Origin of the sequence: Streptomyces sp. NPDC047971 (genome assembly GCF_040653355.1) — a bacterium.
Lineage (GTDB): Bacteria > Actinomycetota > Actinomycetes > Streptomycetales > Streptomycetaceae > Streptomyces.
The window spans coordinates 1-21,227 of sequence record NZ_JBEZNW010000072.1 but is presented as its reverse complement, the minus strand read 5'-3'; the positions used below and the strand labels follow the sequence as shown (position 1 = coordinate 21,227).

The following is a 21,227-nucleotide window of genomic DNA, read 5'->3' as shown; positions in this document are numbered from 1 at the left end:
GGTCGAACCCCCCCCCCCCCCCCCCGCCCGGCCCTCGCCGCTCCCCCGGGGCGGCCTACCGCAGAACCGAAAGGATCCACCGCATGTCCCGCTTGCCTCTCGCCGAACGACGCCGGCAACTGACCGAGGCCGCGATCCGCGCGATGACCCGGGACGGCGTCCCGAGGACGACGACCCGGTCCATCGTCGCCGAGGCGGGGGTGTCGCTGAGCGTCTTCCACTACTGCTTCGACTCCAAGCAGGCGCTCCTGGAGTCGGTGATCACGACGATCACCGACCACTACGTGGGGGTCGTGAAGGAGGCGCTGCGCCCGAGGGACACGTTCCGGGAGACGATCCGGGCCGGCTTCGACGCCTACTGGGACCATGTCCGCGCCCACCCGGACGAGCACATGCTCACGTACGAGCTCACCCAGTACGCCCTGCGCACGCCCGGGTTCGAGGCGCTGGCGCGCCGCCAGCACGAGCGGTACGCCGAGATCTACCACGGGCTGATCGACGAGGTCAGCACCGGCATGGGGCTGGAACTCCGGGTATCCGTCCCGGTCCTGGCCCGCTATCTGGCCGCCGTGACCGACGGGCTGACCCTGAACTTCCTCGTCCTCGGCCACGACCCGGAGGCTTCGGCGACGATCCTGGACATGATCACCGACCAGGTCGCCGCCCTCGCCGGTGACGGCGAGGCCCCCGCCGGCCCCCACGGCGGGCCCGGCCTCGCCCTTTCCTGAGGCTCCCGGACGGGAGCGGTCACGCGGCCGCTCGCCGCCCGAACACCTCGATCAGCCAGGTCAGGCTGTCCTCCTCGTGACCCGCGGCCGCCCCCTGCCGGAACGCCTCCAGCACCGCCACCGGCAGGGCCGGGTCCACCCCCGAGTCGCGCGTCGTGTGGACGACGTGTTCCAGGCTCGCCACGGCCATCGAGATGCGCTCGACGTCACCGACGTGCTCTCCCGCCTCGATCCGAGGCGTGTAGAAGTCGATGAACTGACCCATCCCACCCAGTACCTCGGTCGCGAGGGGCCTGATCGCCGAGGCGCTGATGCCGTTCGCGTTCGCCACCGCCAGCGTGTGCAGCCAGGCGGTGAGGGCGGTCCAGAAGAGGTCCATCTGGAGCTGGTAGTAGAGGGCGGCCAGCCCCGGGTCCTCACCGCGGTAGTCCGTGCCCGTGATGACCCGCAGGACGTCCTCGTACTGTTCGAAGAGGTCCCGGGGGCCGCTGTAGAAGGTGTCGAACTCCTTCGTTCCGATGCCGGAGGGCGGTGTCTGCACCCCGCCGGTCAGATGGCGCGCTCCGTGCTTCGCCGCCCAGGCCGCTCCCTCGCGGGCCCGCTCGGGGGTGTCGGAGCTGAGGTTGACCAGGACGCGGCCCTCGAGCGCCGCGGCGGCGGGCTCCAGGATGGCGTACATCGCGGCGTAGTCGGTGAGGCTCAGCACGACCACCTCGTTGGCCGCCAGCGCCTGCTCGACGGTGTCGGCGCGCACCGCCCCCCTGGCGACGAGTTCGTCGGCGCGGCTCGCCGTGCGGTTCCAGACGGTGACCCGGTAGCCGGCGTCCAGGTAGGCGCCGGCCATCGCCCGGCCCATCGGGCCGAGGCCGACGACGGTGACGGACGAGGTGTTCACAGCGGACGTGTCCACAGAGTTCTCCCAAACGACTAGAACGAACGCTCTATCTAGAGAGAACGTAGCACAGAAGCTAGAACGATCGCTCTAGTTCGGTAGTCTGGAGACGTGAAGACCAAGGCAGGGCACGATCCCGAGACCGCCGGAACACGCGAGCGGATCATCCGAACGACCTCACGCCTGATGCAGCGCCAGGGCTACGAGGGCACCGGCATCAAGCAGATCTCCCGCGAGGCCGGCGCGACGCTCGGCTCCGTGTACCACTTCTTCCCCGGCGGCAAGCAGGAGCTCGGCACAGCCGCCGTCCGGCTCGGCGACGAGGAGTTCACCGAGATCCTGAGTGAGACGCTCGACGCGGAGGCGGAGCCGGAGAAGGCCCTTCTCGCCCTCACCGCGTCGCTGGCCGAGGGGCTGCGCGACTCCGACTGGCTCGACGGCTGCCCGGTCACCTCCACCGTCGTGGGCACGGCGACGAGCGCCCCCGGCGTCCAGGAGGCCGCGGCCGAGGCGTTCGCGCGATGGCGGGCGGTCGTGGCCCGGAGACTGCGCGACACGGGGTTCGCCGAGGCCGACGCCGAGGAGCTGGCGCACACGGTGATCGCCACCCTGGAGGGCGCGGAGCTGGCGGCCCAGGTCGCCCGCAGCGTGACGCCACTGGAGGTCGCGGGGCGGCATCTGGCACGTCTCGTCGCCTCGTACCGATGACTCCCCCGCGACCTCGGCGGGTCGCGGCGGCCGTGCGGAACCAGTGCCGCATCAGACAACGTTCGCCCTGCAGTGAAGCCCCGCCTGTCGACGGCTTCGGCCGCTGGCGATAATCGACCGATGAGCGCCATCGATCGCCCTGTGCCGCCCCTGAACGCCGACGAGCGCACGACGCTTGAAAGCTGGCTTGACTTTCACCGCACCACCATGGCCATGAAGTGCGAGGGTCTGGACGATGAGCAGGCCGCCGTTGCGTCCGTGCCGCCGTCCGGCTTCACTCTGACGGGCCTTGTCCAGCACATGGCGGAGGTGGAACGGAACTGGTTCCGCCGCGTGTTCGCTGGAGAGCAGGCCCCGCCCATCTACGACCCGCAGGCCGACCCGGACGGCCCCGACGGCGGCTTCGACCTTGCTGCGGGCGCCGCCCTGAGTGACGCCCTCGCCACCTGGCACGCGGAGATCGCCCGCGCCCGCGAGCACTGCGCCGACCGTGCTCTGACCGATACGGGTCGCTTCATGGAGCAGGATGTCAGCCTGCGCTGGATCTATGTCCACATGATCGAGGAGTACGCCCGCCACAACGGCCACGCCGACCTGGTCCGGGAACGCATCGATGGCACCACCGGCGTGTAGCGCCGGATCAGGCAGTGTTGGCCCTGTCGACGACAGCGCGTAGGCGCTGGTCGTCGGCGTGGCGGTTTCGCCCGGTGATGTAGCGGCGGATCAGAGTGTCAACAACGTCCGGCAATTTATACCTCGCGCACGGCCGGCGCCTCGTACCAGGCCATGTGGGCCGCCGCGTCGGCGACCGGCTCGATGATCTCCCAGCCCTCGACGATCAGCCCGTCGGCCAGCCGCCAGATGTCGACGCCCGCGATCCCTTGCCCGGCGCCGGGGATCCAGCGCCGCGAGTGCATCATCACGTGATCACCGTCGGCCATCACGTGATGGACCTCGACCCTCAGGTCGTCGAGCGGCACCGCGCGTACGGCGGCGAGCCATTCCTCCTTCGTGGACGAGGTCGCGTCCGGCCGGTGATGGACGAAGTCGTCACTCAGCAGCGGCGCGAGCGCGTCGACGTCGCCCGTCCCCACCAGTCGGGCCAGCGCCCGTTCGACGATGTTCCTGTTCTCCGTGTCCGTGGTCATGGACGCAGTGTCCGCGGCCGACGCGCGGCGTGTCGATGAACTCCCATGTCATGGCGGAAGGCTCCATGGTGCGCGATCCTGGTGATCGTGAACACGGTCGGGGAGCTCTTGCGGCAGTGGCGCCGTCGCCGGCGGCTCAGCCAGCTCGATCTGGCGATCGCCGCCGATGTGTCGGCGCGACACGTCAGTCTGGTGGAGACCGGAAGATCCAGGCCGAGCGCCGACATGATCCTCCGGCTCGCGGAGCGGCTCGACGTGCCGCTCCGGGGCCGTAACCAGCTCCTGCTCGCCGGCGGCTTCGCACCCCGGTACACCGAGCGCCCGCTCGACAGCGACCCGCTCTCGGCGGCCCGGGACGCGGTGGGGAGAGTGCTCCGCGCGCACGAGCCGTACCCCGCGCTGGTCCTCGACCGGCGATGGAACGTCGTCATGACCAATCGGGCCGTCGACGCGTTCTTCGCGGATGTCGCCCCCGGCCTGCTGCGGCCGCCGGTCAACATGGTGCGCCTCGCGCTCGACCCGCGGGGGCTCGCTCCGCGACTCGTGAACCTGGCCGACGTCCGCGCGGCGTTCCGCTCCCGTGTCGCGCGGCAGCTCGCCACCGCTCCCGACCCCGAACTCGCCTCCCTCTACGAGGAGATGCTGACGCACGGGACCGAAGGTACGACGAGCCTGGCGGACGAAGCCGACACCGTGATCCCGATGGTCTTCCGTTTCGGCGCAGGGGACGGACAGGGGCGGGAACTGCGGCTGTTCTCGACCACGACCACGTTCGGCAACCCGATGGACATCACGCTGGCCGAGGTCACGATCGAGTCGTACTACCCGGCGGACGCCGAGAGCGCCGCCCACTTCGCGGAGGCCGACGGATGACCGGCGCGCGCTCCGCACCTCCGTTCTTTGCCAAACGGTCGACCCACCGTCAGCGCAGGTCACGTAGGTTCTGAGGCATCCGTCGATGGTGTCGAGGACGGCCGGTGACGTCATGCCCGGCCGTAGGGAGAAGTGTGTCGTGAGCCTGATCAACCTGAGGAACACCGCGGCCGGGCTGCCCGAAGGGTGGCGTTCGCTCGCGCTGGGGCAGGTGGGACCCGCGTGCGTGAAGGTACTGCGGATGGACGAGATGCCGGTCGAGGCGGAGAGCCACGAGACCGCCGAGGCGCTGCTGGTGCTCGACGGACGCCTCGAACTCGAGGTCGACGAACGGCCCGTGACGGTGGGTGCGGGCGAGCTCTACATGATCCCGGCGAGGACGAGCCACACCGTTCGCCCCGGAAGCCGGGGCACGCTCGTGATCGTCGAGATCCCCGAGGACGAGGGACGATGACCGAGGTGTCGGCCCCCGGCACCGCAGGTGTCGGAACGGCCGACCGGCGTGCCGTTCCCCTATAAAGGGCGGATGGAAAGCGTCGAACGGTACGAGCTGACATTTCCGGTGTCGGGTGACTCCATCGTCGTCACCCGCACGGACCGCAAGGGCGCGGGCGGGCACCCGGTGTACGCCGACGAGACGGGCATCGTGCGGGCCGAGATCGACGAACAGGGCAACGTACGGATACTGGCCAGTGGGGGCCATCAGAGCCATGACGTCCCCGTGCGGGCGACCCCCTCGCCGTGACCACGCGCGAGGCGTAGGGGCGCGGAGGTCCGGCCGGACCCCACCGACCGGACACGCCGCGTCAGGCTCGACCGCCTGTCACGCGTAGGGGTCGAACGGGATCCCCGCCGGCTTCGCCTTCGCCAGGTGCCCGGCGAAGCTGCCGTCCTTCAGCCCGAAGTGGGCGCTTCCGAAGTCGGTCTGGCTCAGCTTGTCGCGGAGCCCGGCCGGGTAGCCGTTCCAGCCCACCAGGGCGGGGAACTGCCACTGGCCCTTGTGGTTCTCCGGCGGCTCGTCCCGGGAGTTGGCGGGGCGGAAGCAGTGGGTGCTCAGACCGTCCTTGTGGTAGACGACCTTGGCGTGCGTGCCGTCCCAGCGGATCCGGTCACGGCCGTAGGTGTCGAAATCGCCGTGCGCGGAGGTGGAGACGTACTGGGCCTGGTTGTTCTGGATCCACACCACGACGTGCTCCCAGTCGTGGCGGTGCCCGCCGAGACCGCTGCCCGCGACGGCCTGGTCCTTCTCGAAGTAGAGGCCGTAGATGACGGCGCACCAGCCGTTGTTGCACTTCGCGCGGGCGTAGCTGTTGGTGTTGTCGAGGTCCCAGGAGTCCCGGCACTGGCCGTTGAGAGCGCCGGAGGGCTTGAGACCGCCGTTGACGGTGCCGTCCGGGCCGATGGCCGGCGTGGAGTAGCAGCCGTCCGTGTCGTAGTCGAAGGCGGGCTGGAACGTCTGTTCCAGCGCGTCCGCCGACGCGGGCAGCGCCGTGGGCGGCGCGGCGACGGCGCTGCCCGGTACGGCGACGACCAACGCGATGCTGCTGCCGAGGATGAGCGAGACCCTGCGGATCCGCGAACTCGTCTTCACCTGTGTCCTCCTGACGGGCCGCCGTATGGGGGTGGCGGCTGCGACTGACATGCCCATATCAGTCATGCCGTACCCCTGCGAACCTCGGGGGACCTGCCGGTGGCCGTGCGATGAAGGACGGCCGCGTCCTGCGTGCGGCGGTGACCTAGACTCCGGCCATGACGAGCGCAACGGCTGACATCAGCGAGGATCTGGCACCGACCGGCGTACTGCGGGCCTCGATCAACCTGGGCAATCCCGTCCTCGCCGCGGGTACGCCCGAGGCCCCGGCAGGGGTCACGGTCGACATCGCGCGGGAGATCGGCGCCCGGCTGGGAGTACCTGTCGAGCTCGTCTGCTTCGACGCGGCACGCAAGTCGTACGAGGCGATGGCCACGGGCCGGGCCGACCTCTGCTTCCTCGCCGTCGAACCCGCCCGGGAGGCCGAGGTCGCCTTCACCGCGCCGTACGTCGTGATCGAGGGGGTGTTCGCGGTGGACCGGGAGTCGCCCCTCACGACCGTCGCGGACGTCGACCGCGACGGTGTGCGGATCGGCGTGAAGCGGGGTTCCGCCTACGACCTCTACCTCTCACGCACGTTGCGCCACGCGTCCGTCGTACGCGGCGACGAGGGCGTGGACGTCTTCGAGTCCGAGAAGCTGGAGGTCGCGGCCGGCATCCGGCAGCCGATGACCGCGTACGCGGCCTCCCGGCCCGGACTCCGGCTGATCGAAGAACGCTTCATGGAGATCAGGCAGGCCGTGGGCACCACCCTGTCCCGGCGGCCCGCCACCGTCCGCTTCCTGTCCGATCTCGTCGAGGAGCTGAAGGCCGACGGATTCGTCGCCGACGCGCTGCGACGGGCGCACCAGTCGGACGCCCTCGTCGCGCCGCCCCGGAAGGACTGACGGGGTCGCGCCGCCCCGAATGGGGTGACGGGGCGTGCCGCCTCAGAAGGGGTAACGGGCCTGCCGGCCGGCGATCGTGACCCAGCGGGTGTTGGAGAAGGACTCGATGCCCCAGCGGCCGCCGAAGCGTCCGTAGCCGGAAGCCTTCACGCCGCCGAAGGGGGCGTGGGGCTCGTCGGCGACGGACTGGTTGTTGATGTGCACGATCCCGGAGTGGACGCGGCGGGCGACCGCCAGTCCGTGGGTCGCGTTCTCGGTGATGATGCCGCAGGTCAGCCCGTTCTCCGTGTCGTTGGCCAGGGCGACGGCCGCCTCGTCGTCGGCGAAGGTCTCGATCACGCACACGGGCCCGAAGAGCTCCGCGTAGTAGAGCTCCATCTCCCTGGTGACCCCGCTGAGCACGGTCGGCGGGTGCACCGCACCCCGTGGCCCGGTCCCGCCGGTGAGCAGGGTGGCTCCCGCGGCGACCGCGTCCGCGACGAGCGTGGCGACCCGGTGGGCGGCGGCCTCGCTCACCAACGGGCCGACGACGGTGTCCGGGTGGCCCGGGTCGCCCGCGGGGAGCGCGGCCGCCCGGGCGGCGAACCGCCGGGTGAACTCCTCGGCGAGACTCTCGTGCACGAGGAGGCGGTCGCCGGACATGCAGATCTGGCCGGCGTTCATGAAGACACCGAACGTGGCCGCGTCCACGGCGTAGTCCGGATCCGCGTCGTCGAGGACGATCACGGAGTTCTTGCCGCCGAGTTCGAGGACGGCGGGTTTCAGGTGTCGCGCCGCGTGGGCCCCGATCAGACGGCCGGTCTCGGTCGAGCCGGTGAAGTCGACCGCACGGACCCGGTGGTCGGCGATCAGCGTCTCGGCGATCTCGGCGGAGTCGTCGAGGGCGTTGGTCACCACGTTGAGGACGCCCTCGGGCAGCCCGGCGGCGTGCAGCACGTCGGCGACGAAGAGCCCGGCGGCGATCGGCGCCCGTTCGCTCGGCTTCGCCACGACCGTGTTGCCCGCGGCCAGGGGGGCGGCGACGGCCCGGACGCCGAGGATGAGGGGTGCGTTCCAGGGCGCGAACGCGGCGACGACACCGAGCGGTTCCCGCACCGCGAGGCCCAGCGCGTCCTGCTCCTGGGCGCTGAGGACCTCGCCGCGGGGCGCGGTGACCGCCGCCGCGGCCTCGCGCAGGATGTTCGCGGCGAGCCGCACGTTGAACTCCGCCCAGGGGCGCGTGCTGCCGGTCTCCCCGGCCATGAGGCCGACGGCCTCCTCCGTCCTGGCGTCGAGGAGGTCGGCCGCCATGAGGAAGATCGCCCGGCGGGCGAAGGGGGCGAGCGCGGCCCACGCCGGAAAGGCCGCGTGGGCCGCGTCGACCGCCCGGGTGACGTCCTCGGGACCGGCGGCGGCCACGGTCGCGTGGACCTCGCCGGTGTACGGGTCGAGGTCCTCGGTGGTGCGGCCGGAGGCGGCGGGTGCCTCCCGGCCGCCGATCAGCAGTCCGCGTGCGACGACCACCGTGCGGTCACTCCGTGCCCGTCCGTGCGTGCGCCCCGAACGTCGCGCCGGGCCGCGTGGTCTCCGCGCCGCGGTCGTACCAGTAGTCCCCTGCCGTCATGCAGCGCTCGGGGTGTCCCTGGTGGCCGGGCACGGCGACGGGCAGGGCCTCCCACGGGGCGGGGGCCTGCCCGCGGGCGGGGTCGTGGCGGGTGGGTCGATCGGTCATGGCGGCTCCTGGTCGTGACGACCTTCCCATCCTGGCCCGCTTGTCCTCCGCTCGCCTCACGGCACGGCTCCCGCGGCGCCCGGTTCGACCGACCGGCCCACCGCCGCGCGCGTCCCGCTCGGTCAGGCGGGTTCCGTGCGGCTCCACAGAGCCCCTCGCGCGGGCGGCGATCCGTGCTCGTCGTCGCGGGCGTGCAACGCGGCACGGGCGTGGAACGCGGCACGGGCGTGGAACGCGGCACGGGCGTGCAACGCGGCACGGCCCGGATCGAGGCACGGGCGGGCAACGCGGCACGGCCCGGATCGAGGCACGGGCGTGGATCGTGGCGGTCGCGGGGACGGCGCGTCGTCAGAAGACGGAGAGCCCCGTGATGGTGGTGAAACGGTCCAGAGCGGCGACTCCCGCCACCGAGTTGCCGCGTTCGTCGAGGCCGGGGCTCCACACGCACAGCGTGCAGCGGCCCGGGACGACGGCGATGATGCCGCCGCCGACACCGCTCTTGCCCGGCAGGCCCACGCGGTAGGCGAAGTCCCCCGCCGCGTCGTAGGTGCCGCAGGTGAGCATGACGGCGTTGACCTGCTTGGCCTGGCTGCGGGTGAGCAGCCGTGAGCCGTCCGCCCGGATGCCGTGGCGGGCCAGGAAGCCGGTGGCGAGCGCGAGGTCGGCGCAGGACGCCTCGATGGAACACTGCCGGAAGTACTCGCGCAGCAGCACCGGCACGGGGTTCTCGATGTTCTCGTACGAGGCCATGAAGTGGGCCAGGGCGGCGTTGCGGTCGCCGTGCGCGGTCTCCGAGGCGGCGACGTCCCGGTCGAAGTCCAGGTCCGCGTTTCCGCTCTCGGTGCGCAACAGGTCGAGCAGGCTGCCCGAGGCGTCGCCGGTGAGGCTGTGCAGCCGGTCGGTGACGACGAGCGCGCCCGCGTTGATGAACGGGTTGCGCGGGATGCCGTGCTCGTACTCCAACTGGACGAGGGAGTTGAAGGGATTGCCCGACGGTTCGCGTCCGACGTGCTCCCAGAGGACCTCGCCCTCCCGGGCGAGGGCGAGCGCGAGGGTGAACGCCTTGGTGACGGACTGGGTGGAGAAGGGCTGCTGCCAGTCCCCCACCCCGTACACCGTCCCGTCGAGCTCGGCGACGGCCATGCCGAACCGGCCCGGGTCGCCGACGGCGAGCGCCGGGATGTAGTCGGCGGGCCGGCCCCGGCCGACGAGGTCCCCGATCTCCTCGGCGATGCGCTCGAGGACGGGCTGGAACGACAGCAGCATGATCCTCATTGTGCCGCCGGGCTGCGGCGGGGTGCCCACCGGGCCTACCCGCACGAGGGACGGGACAGGCCGTCCCTCCGGCGACGGGAACCGACGGCCCCGCCGGAAAGTTCACCGATCATGGCTGTCATTCATCGCACCACCATGAAACCGACCAAGCTGGAGCTGTTCGCCTCCTGGCTGCCCACCCGTCCGTGGTACGTCCCCACCGGGCGCGCGCCGGAGCTCGCCAAGGCCGGGGGCTTCCGGCTCGACGACCCGCAGGGCGAGGTGGGCATCGAGTTCATGGTCGTCACGGACGGCTCCGGTGACCGGCCCGTCTCCTACCACCTGCCCCTGACGTATCGCGGGGCCCCGCTCGACGGCGCGCCCGCCGAAGCGCTGGTCGGCACCTCCGAGCACGGTGTGCTCGGCAAGCGTTGGGTGTACGACGGCGTCCACGACCCGGTCCTGGTGGAACGGCTGCTCGCCCTGCTCGAAGGCCGCGCCGAGCCGCAGGCGCAGAGCGAGACCGACACTCCGGACCACTCGGTCACCGGACGGTTCGACGGAACCGGCCTCACGACCGTGACCGGGCCGGGCGCCGCCGTCGACGGTCCGCACGGAACCGCGCTCGCGGTGCGGACGGCGGGTGACGCCGACCCCGCCCTCACCCTCGCCGTGGCACGCGTGCTCCAGGAGTCGGACGGGCCCGCGGACGCGCGGGGTCGTGTCACCGCCGAGTGGCAGTCCCCGGACGGAGGCCGCAAGCGCGCCGCGTTCGTCGTGGTGCGCGAGAACGCGGGCTGACGGCAGCCGGGGCGTCGCGGCGCCGGCCGGCGGTCAGTCCGGGACGGGGTCCGAGAAGCCCCGGCGCCGCGCGGCCGCCGGCCTGCACCGCAGCAGGCGGCCCACCGTCAGGAGCGCGCCCCGGCGTGCGCCGTGGCGGCTCAGCGCCTTCACGGCGTACGTGGAACAGCTGGGGGTGTACGGGCAGCAGGGCGGGCGGCGCGGGCTGATCTCCTCGCGGTAGTGCTGGACGGCGGTGACCATCGCACCGGCGACCCGCCCCGCCGGGCGGCCGGTTGCCGGGCGGCGGCTGTCGGGCCGCCGGCCTCCCGAAGGGCGGGCCAGGGCGAGGAACAGCGCCGGAAGGAGGGTCAGCCACATCTCCGGGCAGCACTGCCGGCTCGCGAGGCAGTGGTCGATCGCCCCGGAGCAGCTGCCCTCCTCGCCCTCCTCGCGCCGTCGGCGCCGGCGCTCCGCTCGCGCGGACTTCCTCGATGACGTCACCACGCCCCCCTCCGTTTTCCTCGGATGATATGCCCGTCGGGATCTTGGATCCGGCTCGGGGCATGGACCGGGACGGGCCCGCCCGGTGGAGGGCGGGCCCGTCAGGAGGCGCTACCGGGACTCCGCCCCGGCACCGTCAGGAGGCGTTACCGGGACGCCGTGCCGGCCGCGACGCCGGCGGGAACGGGGGCGTAACCCGTCGGCCGGGTGGTGAAGGTGCCCCGGCCCTGGGTGCGGCTGCGCAGCCGTGACGCGTAGCCGAACAGCTCGGCCAGCGGCACGGTCGCGGTGAGCACCGCCGTACCGGCACGTGCGGTGGAGCCGGAGACCCGGCCGCGTCGTGCCGCGAGGTCACCCAGCACCCCGCCCACGGCGCTGTCGGGCACCGTGACCGTGACCTCCACCACCGGCTCCAGGAGCGTCATCGCGCTGGCGCGCAACGCCTCGCGGAGCGCGAGGCGGCCGGCGGTGCGGAACGCCATCTCCGAGGAGTCCTTGGAGTGCGTGGCACCGTCGGTCAGGGTCACCCGAACACCGGTGACCGGATGACCGCCGAGCGGGCCCTCGGCCAGGGCGTCGCGACAGCCGGCCTCGACCGCCCGGATGTACTCCTGCGGTACGCGGCCACCGGTGACGGTGGACGAGAAGGCGAAGTCCTCCGTACCCGCGTCGGGGTCCAGCGCCGCCACGTCGAGGACGACGTGGGCGAACTGACCCGCGCCACCGTCCTGTTTGACGTGCCGGTAGACCAGGTCGGTGACTCCGCGGACGACCGTCTCGCGATAGGCGACCTGCGGCCTGCCGACGCCGATCTCCAGGCCCTGGGCCCGGCGGATCTTCTCCACGGCCACCTCCAGATGCAGTTCGCCCATCCCCGACAGCACGGTCTGGCCGGTCTCGGGGTCGGTCCTGACCTTCAGCGAGGGGTCCTCCTCGACGAGCCGGGCCAGCGCCGCCGCGAGGCGGTCGGTGTCGAGGCTCCTGCGGGCCTCGACCGCGACGGAGACGACGGGGTCGGCCACGGTGGGCGGTTCGAGGAGCAGCGGCGCCGAGGGTGCGCACAGCGTGGCACCGGTCCTGGCGTCCTTGACGCCGACGACCGCGACGATGTCCCCGGCCCGAGCCCGGTCCACCTCCGTGTTCCGGTCGGCCTGCACCCGGAGGATGCGGCCGATCCGTTCGGTGCGACGCGCGGCGACGTCGAGCACGACATCTCCCTTTCCGATCGTTCCCGCGTACACACGCAGGTAGGTCAGCCGCCCGGTGGCGGTCGAGTTCACCTTGAAGACCAGGGCGGCGAACGGTTCCGCCGGATCGGCGGCCCGCTCCTCCACCGCGCCGTCCGCGGTGGAGCCCTGGACCGGGGGTACGTCCAGCGGCGAGGGCAGATAGGTCACGACGGCGTCGAGGAGCGGCTCCATCCCGCGGTTGCGGTAGGCGGATCCACACAGCACGACCACACCGTCGCCGGTCCGCGTGAGATCGCGCAGGGCGGCCGTCAGCGTCGGCGCGGCGAGCTCCGAGCGGGCGCAGAACTCCTCCAGGGCGTCCGGGTGGAGTTCGGCCACCGCCTCCTCCAGGGCATGACGGCGGTGTCGCGCCTCGTCCGCGAGGGCGTCGGGCACGGGGCCCTCCGTGTACGTGTCGCTGCCCGGCGCCCAGACCAGCGCGCGCATGTGCACGAGGTCCACGACTCCGGTGAAGCCGTCCTCCTGGCCGATGGGGAGCTGGACGACGAGCGGCACGGTGTGCAGGCGGTCCCGGATCGAGGCCACGGCGGTGTCGAGGTCGGCGCCCGCGCGGTCCAGCTTGTTGACGAACGCGATCCTCGGCACCCGGTGCCGGTCCGCCTGTCGCCAGACCGTCTCGCTCTGCGGCTCGACCCCGGCCACCGCGTCGAAGACGGCGATGGCGCCGTCGAGGACGCGCAGCGAGCGCTCGACCTCGTCGGAGAAGTCGACGTGCCCGGGGGTGTCGATGAGGTTGATCCGGTGGTCGTCCCAGACGCAGCTGACGGCCGCGGCGAAGATGGTGATGCCGCGATCGCGCTCCTGCGTGTCGAAGTCGGTGACGGTCGTGCCGTCGTGGACCTCGCCGCGCTTGTGGACGGCGCCGGTGAGGTACAGCATCCGCTCGGTGACGGTGGTCTTGCCCGCGTCGACATGGGCGAGGATGCCCAGATTCCGGACGCTGTTCAGGGAGTCGGGCAGGGGAAGGTGAAGGTGGGTACGCACGGCCCGGGGCCTTTCGGGGTGTTCGAGAACAGGGCGGCGCGATTCCCGGACGAGAGGCCCGGAAGCGGGCGGGGCGAGCCCCCGGAGAAGGGTGGGCTCAGCGGTTCGTCACGGGCGTCCGATGGCGGCCGCGCAGCCGGCACCGGTCGGACCGGGACATCAGGATCACGTCGTACCGTGACGGGGAGACGACGGCGGCGATACGGCAACGCACGGTCTGCTCCCCTCGGTTCGGATGATCGGGCTCGCCGGTTCCCGGCGGCACGTGAGTCGAGTCTAGGGAGGCACGGCCGACGGCGACAGCGAATAACTCCCCGCCCGGGCGGGCGAGAAGGGGCGCGCCGGGCCGGCCGGGCCGGCCGGCCCGGGCTGGGGTGCCGACCGGCTCGGGGCCCGGCCGGGCGTGGCGGGCGGCGCGTGGCCGGGCGTGGCCGGGCGTGGCCGGGCGCCGGACGGGCGCCGGACGGGCGGCCCGGCCGGCGCCCCAGGGCCGGTCCTACCCGTGGTCGGCCGGGCCGGTCAGCCAGTGGGCGGCGGCCGCGAGGAGGGTGGTGACGCCGATCTCCAGGGTCGGCTCCGGTGCGGGCGCGAAGTACGGGGAGTGGTTGGCGGGGATCGTGTCGGGGATGCCGTTCTCCAGCAGGGACGCGGGGTCGATGTCGCGGAAGAGGGCCGGGTCGGCGCCGCCGAAGTGCCAGAAGACGGAGGGCACGTCGAGTGCGGTGCCGAAGGTGCCGAAGTCCTCGCTGCCGGTGACGGGCCGGGGCAGGGTGAAGACGTGGTCCGCCCCGAGCGCCTCCGCCAGGGCGGCCTGCACGGCGTGGGTGGCGTCGTGGTCGTTGACCGTCACGGGGAAGGTGTTGAAGGGGAGGATCTCCGGATCCTTCGGCGCGCCCGACGCGGCGGCCTCGGCGAAGACGATCCGCTCGACGGCCCGCAGCACCCGCTCGCGTACGTCCGGGGTCGTACTGCGGATGTTGACCATCAGCTCGGCGGTGTCGGGGATGATGTTCTCCTTGGTACCGGCATGCAGCGAGCCCACGGTCACCACAGCCGTCTGCGCGGCGGCGATCTCGCGCGAGACCACGGTCTGCAGCCGCATGACGACGGCGGCGGCCAGGACCACCGGGTCGACGGTGGTCTCGGGCATCGAGCCGTGGCCGCCGCGGCCGTGGAGGCGCACCCGGAGGTTGTCGGAGGCGGCCATGACCGGGCCGGGACGGGTTCCGACGAAGCCGACCGGTGTGGGGGCCACGTGCTGAGCGAGACAGATGTCGGCGCGGGGGAAGCGGTCCAGGAAGCCGTCGTCGATCATCGCCGGGGCACCGCCGACCTCCTCGGCCGGCTGGAGGACCGCGACGACCGTGCCCCGCCACCGGTCACGGGTGGCGGCGAGTTGGGCGGTGGCGCCGAGCAGGCAGGCGACGTGCACGTCGTGACCGCAGGCGTGCATGACCGGGACCGTCCTGCCGTCCGGGTCCGTTCCGGTCGCGGTGGAGGCGTAGGGCAGTCCGGTCCGCTCCTCGACCGGCAGACCGTCCATGTCCGCGCGCAACAGCACGACCGGGCCCTCGCCGTTGGCCAGCACGCCGACGACGCCGGTGCCGCCGACTCCCTCCGTGACCTCCCAGCCCTGGTCCCTCAGCCGGGCGGCGGCGATGCCGGCGGTACGGAACTCCTGGAAGGACAGCTCGGGGTGGGCGTGAAGGTCCTCGTACAGGGCGCGCAGTCCGGGCAGTCGGTCGCCCAGCCCGTCGAGCAGCGGGGCGACGGGGCCGGTGACGGCGGGAAGGGGCGTGTGCGTCATTTCTGCTCCGTGGTGAGAGAGGACGGGTCGGGTCGGTGGGCCGCGCCGAGCGCGGCACGGAAGGAGTCGGCGTCCTGCGGGGTGACGAGTGACGTCACCGCGACGAGCACGGCCCCGAGGACCAGGAAAGCGAAGGCGACCTGGAAGGAGAAGGCGTCGGCGAGCACGCCCATGACGGGCGGCGCGATCATGCCCGCCAGCTGGCCGCCGAGGACGATGACGGCACTGCCGACACCCACGTGGCGGGGGTCGAGTCCGCGCAGCGGCACGGCGAAGATCGGCATGTACGCGAGCGAGGCGGCGCACGCGGCGACGGTGGCGAAGGCGACGAAGCCGAGGAGGGAGGCCGAGGAGGCCATCAGGGGCAGGGCGATCGCCGCGACCGCCATCGCGGGGACCACGATCCCGCGGTGGTGGCCGCCGGTCCGGTCGACAAGACGTCCGCCCACGACCGTCGCGACCGCCGAGGCGAGCGCGGGAATCGCGACGAGGGCGCCCGCGGACGCCAGCGGGACGCCGCGTTCGTCGCTGAGGTACGAGGGGATCCAGGTGGTGAGGCCCCACATGATCGTGCAGTAGCCGAACAGCATGAGGGCGAAGCGCCACAGCACGCCTTCGCGCAGCATCAGCCGGAGTTCGCCGCGGGCGGCGGGGGCCTCCGGATCGCCGCTCGCATGCGGCGCCGGCAGCCACATCCGTACCGCCACGAGCACGAACACGCCCAGGGCGGCGGTCGAGAAGAACGCCGAGCGCCATCCGAACGCCGCGATGAGCGGGGCGACGACGAGAGGGGTGAGCACGGCGGCGAGGGCGTTGGAGCTCATGATCAGCCCGTTCGCCCCCATCCGTTCCTCCGGTGTGGTGCGCTCGACGAGGACCTTCATCGACGCGGGCGGGAAGATCCCCTCGGCGGCGCCGAACGCGAAGCGGAGGACCAGGAGCACGGCGAACGACCAGGCGAAACCGGTCAGGGCCGTGAAGACCGACCAGGACAGCAGGGCCCAGCACGTCACCCGCTGAGCGCCGAAGCGGTCGGCGAGGAGACCGCCGGGGATCTGGCAGAGCGCGTACGAGAGGAAGAACGCGGAGACCACGAGTCCCTGTTGCCCCCTGCTGAGGTCGAACTCCTCGCCGATGGAGGGCAGGACGAGGTTGATGACGAGGCGGTCGGCGTAGTCGACGAGCCAGGCGGCGAACAGCAGGACGATCGTGATCCGGACGGTCCGTCGGGTCCGGACCGTGCCGGCGGGCGGAGCTGACACGGCACTCCTCACTCTCCAGTGGCCGGGTGCGCCCCGGCCGGAAGTGCCCCTACGATCCGGTCTGTGAACGACGAAGCCCGGAAAGTGCCCGAAAGCAGCAGCGCCACGGCACTGACGCCGGATTCCGGCACCGACGGTCCCGACCTGGGGTTCTCGGAGCTGGATCTCGCACTCATCGACGCCCTCCAGGCCGCCCCGCGCGCCCCGTGGTCCCGTATCGGACGGGCGCTGGGCGTGGACCCGACGACCGCGGCCCGCCGCTGGGAGCGCCTGCGTGCGAGCGGTCTGGCCTGGATCACCGCGTACCACAGTGCGGGGACGACCGCCGTCGCCTATGTCGAGGTCCGCTGCCGGCCCGGGTGCCTGGAGGAGGTGAGCGCCGCCGCGGCCGCCCTCCCCTGGGTCTTCAGCGTGGACGAGACCGCCGGCGACTTCGACCTCTTTCTCTCCGTGGCGGCGCCCGATCTGCCCGCGCTCGGCAGATCGGTGGACCGGGTCATCGGAGGTCTGCCCGGGGTCCGCTCGACGCGGACCCGGCTGAGCATCACCCTGTACGGGGAAGGGCGCGACTGGCGGATGCGGGCGATGGAGCCGGCGGAGCGCGCGGCCCTGTCCACCTCACCGAGGACCCGGGGCCGCGTCGTCCACGACACACGGGCGTACGACCGGCTCTCTCCCGAGGACCGCGCCCTGATCGCGGCGCTCGGCGGTGACGGCCGGCTCGGCTACACGGAGCTGGGGGCCATGACCGGCATGAGCGAGCACACCGCCCGGCGCCGGGTGCAGCGGATGACGCGGGAGGGCGCGATCACGATCCGCTGCGATCTCGCCCACCCGCTCGCGGGTCTGCCGACCATGGTCGTCTATCGCGCGCGGGTCCCCCATCCGCACCTGGAGGCGACCGGGAGCGCGCTGGCGCGGATGGACCAGGTCCGGATGTGCGTCTCGGTGAGCGGGCCGCACAACCTCCTGGTCCTGGTGTGGCTGCACGGCCTCGACGGGATCGACCCGTTCGAGGCCCTGCTCGCCGAGCGCTTCCCGGCGCTGGAGGTCAAGGACCGGACAGTCGCCCTCCACACGCCCAAGCGGATGGGCCGGATCCTTGACGCGCGGGGCCGCGCGATCGGCCGGGTACCGCTGGGGACGGCCTGGGACGGGGCGTCGCCGGACGAGTCGCCCCTGTCAGGCCGTCACGCCGGGAACGGCTCCGGGTCGTCCGCCGGGTCGAAGTAGCGGGCGACGGCCTCGTCCGTGACCTCGGCGAGCGTGGGCGGGGACCAGTGGGGGTCGCGGTCCTTGTCGACGACCTGTGCGCGGATGCCCTCGACGAGGTCCGCGGAGGACAGGGCCGCGCAGGAGAGCCGGAACTCCATGTTCAGGACGGCTTCGAGGGAGTCGAGGCGCCGGGCTTCGCGGAGCGCGGCGAGGGTGGTCTTGAGGGCGACGGGCGAGCGGCCGAGGAGCGTGGTGGCCGTCTCCTTCGCCTCGGGGACACCGGAGTCGATGAGCCGGTCGATGACGCCCTCGACGGTCTCCGCCGCGTAGCAGGCGTCGATCCACGCGCGTCGGCCGGCGAGTTCGCCGGGCGGCGCCGGGCGCGCGAACCGCGCCACGGCCTCGTGCGCGGGGGCCCGCGTGAGCTCCTCGGCGAGCCGGGGCAGCTCCTGCGACGGTACGAAGTGGTCGGCGAGGCCGGTCAGGAGCGCGTCGGCGGCGCCGGCCTGGGCGCCCGTCAGGGCCAGATGGGTGCCCAGTTCGCCGGGCGCCCTGCTGAGCAGATGCGTACCGCCGACGTCGGGCACGAAGCCGATCCCGGTCTCGGGCATCGCCACCCGCGACCGTTCGGTGACGAGGCGGACGGAGCCGTGGGCGGAGACGCCGACGCCGCCGCCCATCACGATCCCGTCCATGAGGGCGACGTAGGGCTTGGGGTAGCGGGCGATGCGGGCGTTGAGCCGGTATTCGTCGCGCCAGAAGCCGATGGTGGCGCGACCGCCGGAGCGGGCGTCGTCGTGGATCGCCCTGATGTCGCCGCCTGCGCACAGACCCCGTTCACCGGCGCCCTGGATGACGACGGTCTCGATCGCCGGATCGTCCTCCCACGCGGTGAGGGCCTCGTCGACGCGGCGCACCATGGCGTGGGTGAGCGCGTTGATGGCCCGGGGCCGGTTCAGCGTGAGGAACCCGGCCCGCCCTTCGGTGCGCACCAGGACGTGCGGGCTGTCGGCAGCGGTCATCGCGGGGGCTCCGCCGGGCCGAGGGCCGCCAAGAGTCGCATGATCCGGTCACTTCCCTCCAGGACGATCTTCCGGCCACCGTATCCGGTGAGTCCTCCCGGACGACAGCCCGGCCGTCCGCGACGGGTGACCTGCCCGGCCGGAGGTGGCACCGCGCGAGTCCAAGGCCGCGTCCCGTCACACCGCACGGTTCCGGGCCCGGCCGGACGCGGCTCCCGTGGCGCGGTCGGCCGCGCACGGGGCACGCGCCCGGCCGCAGGACCGTGGTCCTACGGGGTTTTTCGCCCAGGACACTTGAGTACGGGCACTCAGGACGCGCCCCGGGATCCGCTCCTAGCCTCCTCGGCATGGAAAGTCACGATGCCGTCGCCGACGGCCCCCTCCGTGTCGGGATAACCGGGACCGGTTCCTGCCTGCCCGAGCAGGTGGTGGACTCGGAGCAGCTGCGGCAGCGGGTGGTCGCCAGCAGTGGGTTCGCGCTGCCGGACGGGATGTTCGAGCGGGCCACCGGGATCCTCACCCGACGGGTCGCCCGGCCCGACGAGTACGCCTCCACCCTCGCCGTCGGGGCCGCCCGCCGCGCTCTGGAACGGGCCGGAGCGGGTCCCGCCGACATCGACCTGCTGGTGTTCGCCTCCGCCACGCGCGACATGGTGGAGCCCGCCACCGCGCACATCGTGCAGGCCGAACTGGGCTCCCGGGCACACGCCCTGGACGTGACCAACGCCTGCAACAGCTTCGTGAACGGCATCGACCTCGCCCGCACCATGATCCTCGCGGGACGCGCCCGCAGGGCCCTCGTCGTCACCGGCGAGACGCCGAGCCGGGCCGTCCGGCACGACCCGGCCGACCTGGCCCAGTTCCGCGACGGCTTCGCCGGCTACACCTTCGGCGACGCGGGCGCCGCGGTGGTCCTCGAAGCGGTGGACCGAGGCGGCATCCTCGACGTGGACAGCGAGACGCACTCCGAACACTGGCACGTCGGCGGGATATTCGGCGGCGGCTCACGCCATCCACGCGGCGACGAGCACACGTACTTCCACGGTGACGGCAGCGAACTGCGCGTGGTGTTCGAGAAGGTCGGCACGTCGGTGATCGACCGGGTCCGGCACCGTACGGGCCTTGAGTGGCGCCACTTCCGGCATGTCCTGGTCCATCAGGTCACCCTGCCGTACCTGGAGCGCTTCGTGGAGATCACCGGTGTTCCCAGGGACCGGCTGGTGGTCACCGTCCCCGAGCTCGGCAACATCGCCAGCGCGAGCCTGGGCGTCCAACTGGACCGGATCCATGACGGATTGTGCCCGGGAGACCGCGTGCTGTTCGTCGGTCTGGGCGGCGGGGTCAGCATCATGACGATGGTCTGGGAGAAGGCGTGAGCGCGCTGTGGGTCGTGGTGCCCGCGCATCAGGAGGCCGCGCGCATCGGTGACACGCTGGCGGCGCTCGCCGCCCAGACCGACCGGGACTTCCAGCTGGTCGTGGTGGACAACGCCTCCGAGGACGACACCGCGGCCATCGCCCGCGCCTTCGCCGAGCGGGCGCCGTTCCCCGTCCATGTGCTCGACGAGCGGGACAAGGGGGTGGGCTGCGCCGTCGACACCGGATTCCGGTACGCCATCGGGCGCGGCGCCACGCTGCTCGCCCGCACGGACGCCGACTGCCTGCCGCACCCCGGCTGGACGGCGGCCGCCCGGGACGCGCTCAGGAGCGGCGCCGGTCTGGTGTGCGGACGCATCGACGCCCGCAGGGACGAGCACGGGCCGCTGGGCCGCGCCGTGTTCCGTGGGCTGGTGCGCGTGGCGGCGTTCTTCGGGCGGGTGCGGCCCGCGCACCGGCGCGGGAACGGCTATCTGGCCCCCTACCGGATGCACGCCGGCAACAACATGGCCATCACTGCGGGCCTGTACGAGGCCGTCGGCGGGATGCCCCGCCGCCCCTCCCCCACCGACCGGCTCTTCCTGAACCGGGTACGGCGGCGCACGGCCGCCATCGTCCACGCCCGCGACATGGTGGTGGAGAACTCCACCCGGCGCCTGCGCGCCTACGGAGTCGTCGGAACCGCCCGCTGGTACCTCGACAAGGGCCCTGGCCGTCACGGGGAGGACCCGCGCTGATGCTGGAGGCTCTCGCCCACACCCTGCGGTCCCACCCCGACCGGCCGGCCGTTCTCGGCACCACGAGGACCGGCGCCGTCCGCACCAAGGCCACCTGCGGAGAGCTCGCCGACCTCGCCGACTCGTACGCCGCCGCCCTCCATGCGCGCGCGATCACCCGCGGCGGCACGGTCGGTGTCGCGGTGCGGCCCGGACCGCGCGCGCTGGCCGTGATGCTCGCCGTGCACCGGCTGGGGCTGCGTGCCGCGGTGCTCGACCCCTCGGCCGGGCCGGACGTCCTGCGCGCCCGGCTCGCGCTCGCCCGCCCCGACGTGGTCCTCGCGGACGCGACGGCGCAGGCGGTCGCCGGCTGGGCGAGACCGCTGGCGCGCCGGGCCCGTCTCGCGCTGCCGGACCTGGCCGAGCTCGGACCGGTGGCCACCGTCGGTCGCCCTGCTCGACGCCCTCCTCGGCACCGCACTCGGCCTCTTCGTCTCGGCCTTCGCAACCTCCGAGTTC

The 21,227-nt window shown here is 72.8% G+C and carries 23 protein-coding genes; 12 read left to right on the top strand and 11 right to left on the bottom strand.

The window, feature by feature from the left end; translation table 11 throughout:
* Positions 1-83: 83 nt before the first annotated feature.
* The gene (locus tag AB0D99_RS34935; protein ID WP_362372003.1) at positions 84-728 is read left to right on the top strand and encodes a TetR/AcrR family transcriptional regulator; all 645 of its coding nucleotides are present in this window, start codon (positions 84-86) and stop codon (positions 726-728) included.
* 19 nt (positions 729-747) lie between these two features.
* On the opposite strand, the gene AB0D99_RS34930 is transcribed toward AB0D99_RS34935, so the two are convergent.
* Complete coding sequence (locus AB0D99_RS34930; protein WP_362372000.1) at positions 748-1,638, bottom strand: NAD(P)-binding domain-containing protein; 891 nt, start codon at positions 1,636-1,638, stop codon at positions 748-750.
* A gap of 93 nt (positions 1,639-1,731) precedes the next feature.
* Here AB0D99_RS34930 and AB0D99_RS34925 point away from each other — a divergent pair, with 93 nt between their 5' ends.
* Together AB0D99_RS34925 and AB0D99_RS34920 are read left to right on the top strand one after the other, a co-directional pair.
* A complete protein-coding gene (locus AB0D99_RS34925; protein WP_362371997.1) occupies positions 1,732-2,328 on the top strand; it encodes a TetR/AcrR family transcriptional regulator in 597 nt (198 codons plus the stop codon).
* A gap of 120 nt (positions 2,329-2,448) precedes the next feature.
* The gene (locus AB0D99_RS34920; RefSeq protein WP_362371994.1) at positions 2,449-2,961 is read left to right on the top strand and encodes a DinB family protein; all 513 of its coding nucleotides are present in this window, start codon (positions 2,449-2,451) and stop codon (positions 2,959-2,961) included.
* Between the two features lie 116 nt (positions 2,962-3,077).
* Here the strand turns inward: AB0D99_RS34920 and AB0D99_RS34915 are convergent, their stop codons facing one another.
* The gene (locus AB0D99_RS34915; RefSeq protein ID WP_362371991.1) at positions 3,078-3,476 is read right to left on the bottom strand and encodes a nuclear transport factor 2 family protein; all 399 of its coding nucleotides are present in this window, start codon (positions 3,474-3,476) and stop codon (positions 3,078-3,080) included.
* Between the two features lie 87 nt (positions 3,477-3,563).
* On the opposite strand from AB0D99_RS34915, the gene AB0D99_RS34910 reads away from it, so the two are divergent.
* From AB0D99_RS34910 to AB0D99_RS34900, 3 genes are all read left to right on the top strand, one after another.
* Positions 3,564-4,349 (top strand): helix-turn-helix domain-containing protein, encoded by a 786-nt coding sequence (locus tag AB0D99_RS34910; protein WP_362371988.1) that lies wholly within the window; start codon positions 3,564-3,566, stop codon positions 4,347-4,349.
* Between the two features lie 139 nt (positions 4,350-4,488).
* Positions 4,489-4,803, top strand: coding sequence for a cupin domain-containing protein (locus tag AB0D99_RS34905; protein ID WP_362371985.1), 315 nt, complete (start codon positions 4,489-4,491; stop codon positions 4,801-4,803).
* Positions 4,804-4,875: 72 nt separating this feature from the next.
* Entirely contained in the window at positions 4,876-5,094 is a 219-nt protein-coding gene (locus AB0D99_RS34900) for a DUF6296 family protein (RefSeq protein ID WP_362371982.1), read from the top strand.
* A gap of 78 nt (positions 5,095-5,172) precedes the next feature.
* Here the strand turns inward: AB0D99_RS34900 and AB0D99_RS34895 are convergent, their stop codons facing one another.
* The gene (locus AB0D99_RS34895) at positions 5,173-5,940 is read right to left on the bottom strand and encodes an NPP1 family protein (RefSeq protein WP_362371979.1); all 768 of its coding nucleotides are present in this window, start codon (positions 5,938-5,940) and stop codon (positions 5,173-5,175) included.
* Positions 5,941-6,098: 158 nt separating this feature from the next.
* On the opposite strand from AB0D99_RS34895, the gene AB0D99_RS34890 reads away from it, so the two are divergent.
* The gene (locus AB0D99_RS34890; protein WP_362371977.1) at positions 6,099-6,827 is read left to right on the top strand and encodes a transporter substrate-binding domain-containing protein; all 729 of its coding nucleotides are present in this window, start codon (positions 6,099-6,101) and stop codon (positions 6,825-6,827) included.
* A 42-nt stretch (positions 6,828-6,869) separates the two neighbouring features.
* Here the strand turns inward: AB0D99_RS34890 and AB0D99_RS34885 are convergent, their stop codons facing one another.
* The 3 genes from AB0D99_RS34885 to AB0D99_RS34875 form a co-directional block, all read right to left on the bottom strand.
* Positions 6,870-8,330: an aldehyde dehydrogenase family protein gene (locus AB0D99_RS34885; RefSeq protein ID WP_362371975.1), complete on the bottom strand. Its 1,461-nt coding sequence runs from the start codon at positions 8,328-8,330 to the stop codon at positions 6,870-6,872.
* 7 nt (positions 8,331-8,337) lie between these two features.
* A complete protein-coding gene (locus tag AB0D99_RS34880) occupies positions 8,338-8,538 on the bottom strand; it encodes a hypothetical protein (protein ID WP_362371972.1) in 201 nt (66 codons plus the stop codon).
* 348 nt (positions 8,539-8,886) lie between these two features.
* A complete protein-coding gene (locus tag AB0D99_RS34875; protein ID WP_362371969.1) occupies positions 8,887-9,813 on the bottom strand; it encodes a glutaminase in 927 nt (308 codons plus the stop codon).
* 111 nt (positions 9,814-9,924) lie between these two features.
* Between AB0D99_RS34875 and AB0D99_RS34870 the strand changes: the two genes are divergently transcribed.
* Entirely contained in the window at positions 9,925-10,593 is a 669-nt protein-coding gene (locus AB0D99_RS34870; protein ID WP_362371966.1) for a 1,4-alpha-glucan branching protein, read from the top strand.
* Between the two features lie 33 nt (positions 10,594-10,626).
* On the opposite strand, the gene yidD is transcribed toward AB0D99_RS34870, so the two are convergent.
* The 4 genes from yidD to AB0D99_RS34850 form a co-directional block, all read right to left on the bottom strand.
* Positions 10,627-11,079, bottom strand: a complete 453-nt coding sequence (yidD, locus tag AB0D99_RS34865) for a membrane protein insertion efficiency factor YidD (protein ID WP_362371963.1) — start codon at positions 11,077-11,079, stop codon at positions 10,627-10,629.
* Between the two features lie 143 nt (positions 11,080-11,222).
* Positions 11,223-13,310, bottom strand: a complete 2,088-nt coding sequence (gene fusA / locus AB0D99_RS34860) for an elongation factor G (protein ID WP_362371960.1) — start codon at positions 13,308-13,310, stop codon at positions 11,223-11,225.
* A gap of 496 nt (positions 13,311-13,806) precedes the next feature.
* Entirely contained in the window at positions 13,807-15,117 is a 1,311-nt protein-coding gene (locus AB0D99_RS34855; protein WP_362371957.1) for an amidohydrolase, read from the bottom strand.
* Complete coding sequence (locus AB0D99_RS34850; RefSeq protein WP_362371954.1) at positions 15,114-16,379, bottom strand: MFS transporter; 1,266 nt, start codon at positions 16,377-16,379, stop codon at positions 15,114-15,116. The genes AB0D99_RS34855 and AB0D99_RS34850 overlap by 4 nt, the downstream gene beginning before the upstream one ends.
* A gap of 63 nt (positions 16,380-16,442) precedes the next feature.
* On the opposite strand from AB0D99_RS34850, the gene AB0D99_RS34845 reads away from it, so the two are divergent.
* The gene (locus tag AB0D99_RS34845; protein WP_362371951.1) at positions 16,443-17,612 is read left to right on the top strand and encodes an Lrp/AsnC family transcriptional regulator; all 1,170 of its coding nucleotides are present in this window, start codon (positions 16,443-16,445) and stop codon (positions 17,610-17,612) included.
* On the opposite strand, the gene AB0D99_RS34840 is transcribed toward AB0D99_RS34845, so the two are convergent.
* Positions 17,570-18,616, bottom strand: a complete 1,047-nt coding sequence (locus AB0D99_RS34840; RefSeq protein ID WP_362371948.1) for an enoyl-CoA hydratase/isomerase family protein — start codon at positions 18,614-18,616, stop codon at positions 17,570-17,572. The two genes, AB0D99_RS34845 and AB0D99_RS34840, sit on opposite strands and share 43 nt — an antisense overlap.
* A 347-nt stretch (positions 18,617-18,963) precedes the next feature.
* Here AB0D99_RS34840 and AB0D99_RS34835 point away from each other — a divergent pair, with 347 nt between their 5' ends.
* From AB0D99_RS34835 to AB0D99_RS34825, 3 genes are all read left to right on the top strand, one after another.
* Positions 18,964-19,992: a ketoacyl-ACP synthase III gene (locus AB0D99_RS34835; protein ID WP_362371945.1), complete on the top strand. Its 1,029-nt coding sequence runs from the start codon at positions 18,964-18,966 to the stop codon at positions 19,990-19,992.
* Positions 19,989-20,729 carry a glycosyltransferase family A protein gene (locus AB0D99_RS34830; protein ID WP_362371942.1) on the top strand — a complete coding sequence of 247 codons (741 nt, stop codon included), beginning with the start codon at positions 19,989-19,991 and terminating at the stop codon, positions 20,727-20,729. The genes AB0D99_RS34835 and AB0D99_RS34830 overlap by 4 nt, the downstream gene beginning before the upstream one ends.
* A partial coding sequence (locus AB0D99_RS34825) for an AMP-binding protein (RefSeq protein WP_362371939.1) occupies positions 20,729-21,227 on the top strand: 499 nt, incomplete at its 3' end. The genes AB0D99_RS34830 and AB0D99_RS34825, both read left to right, overlap by 1 nt.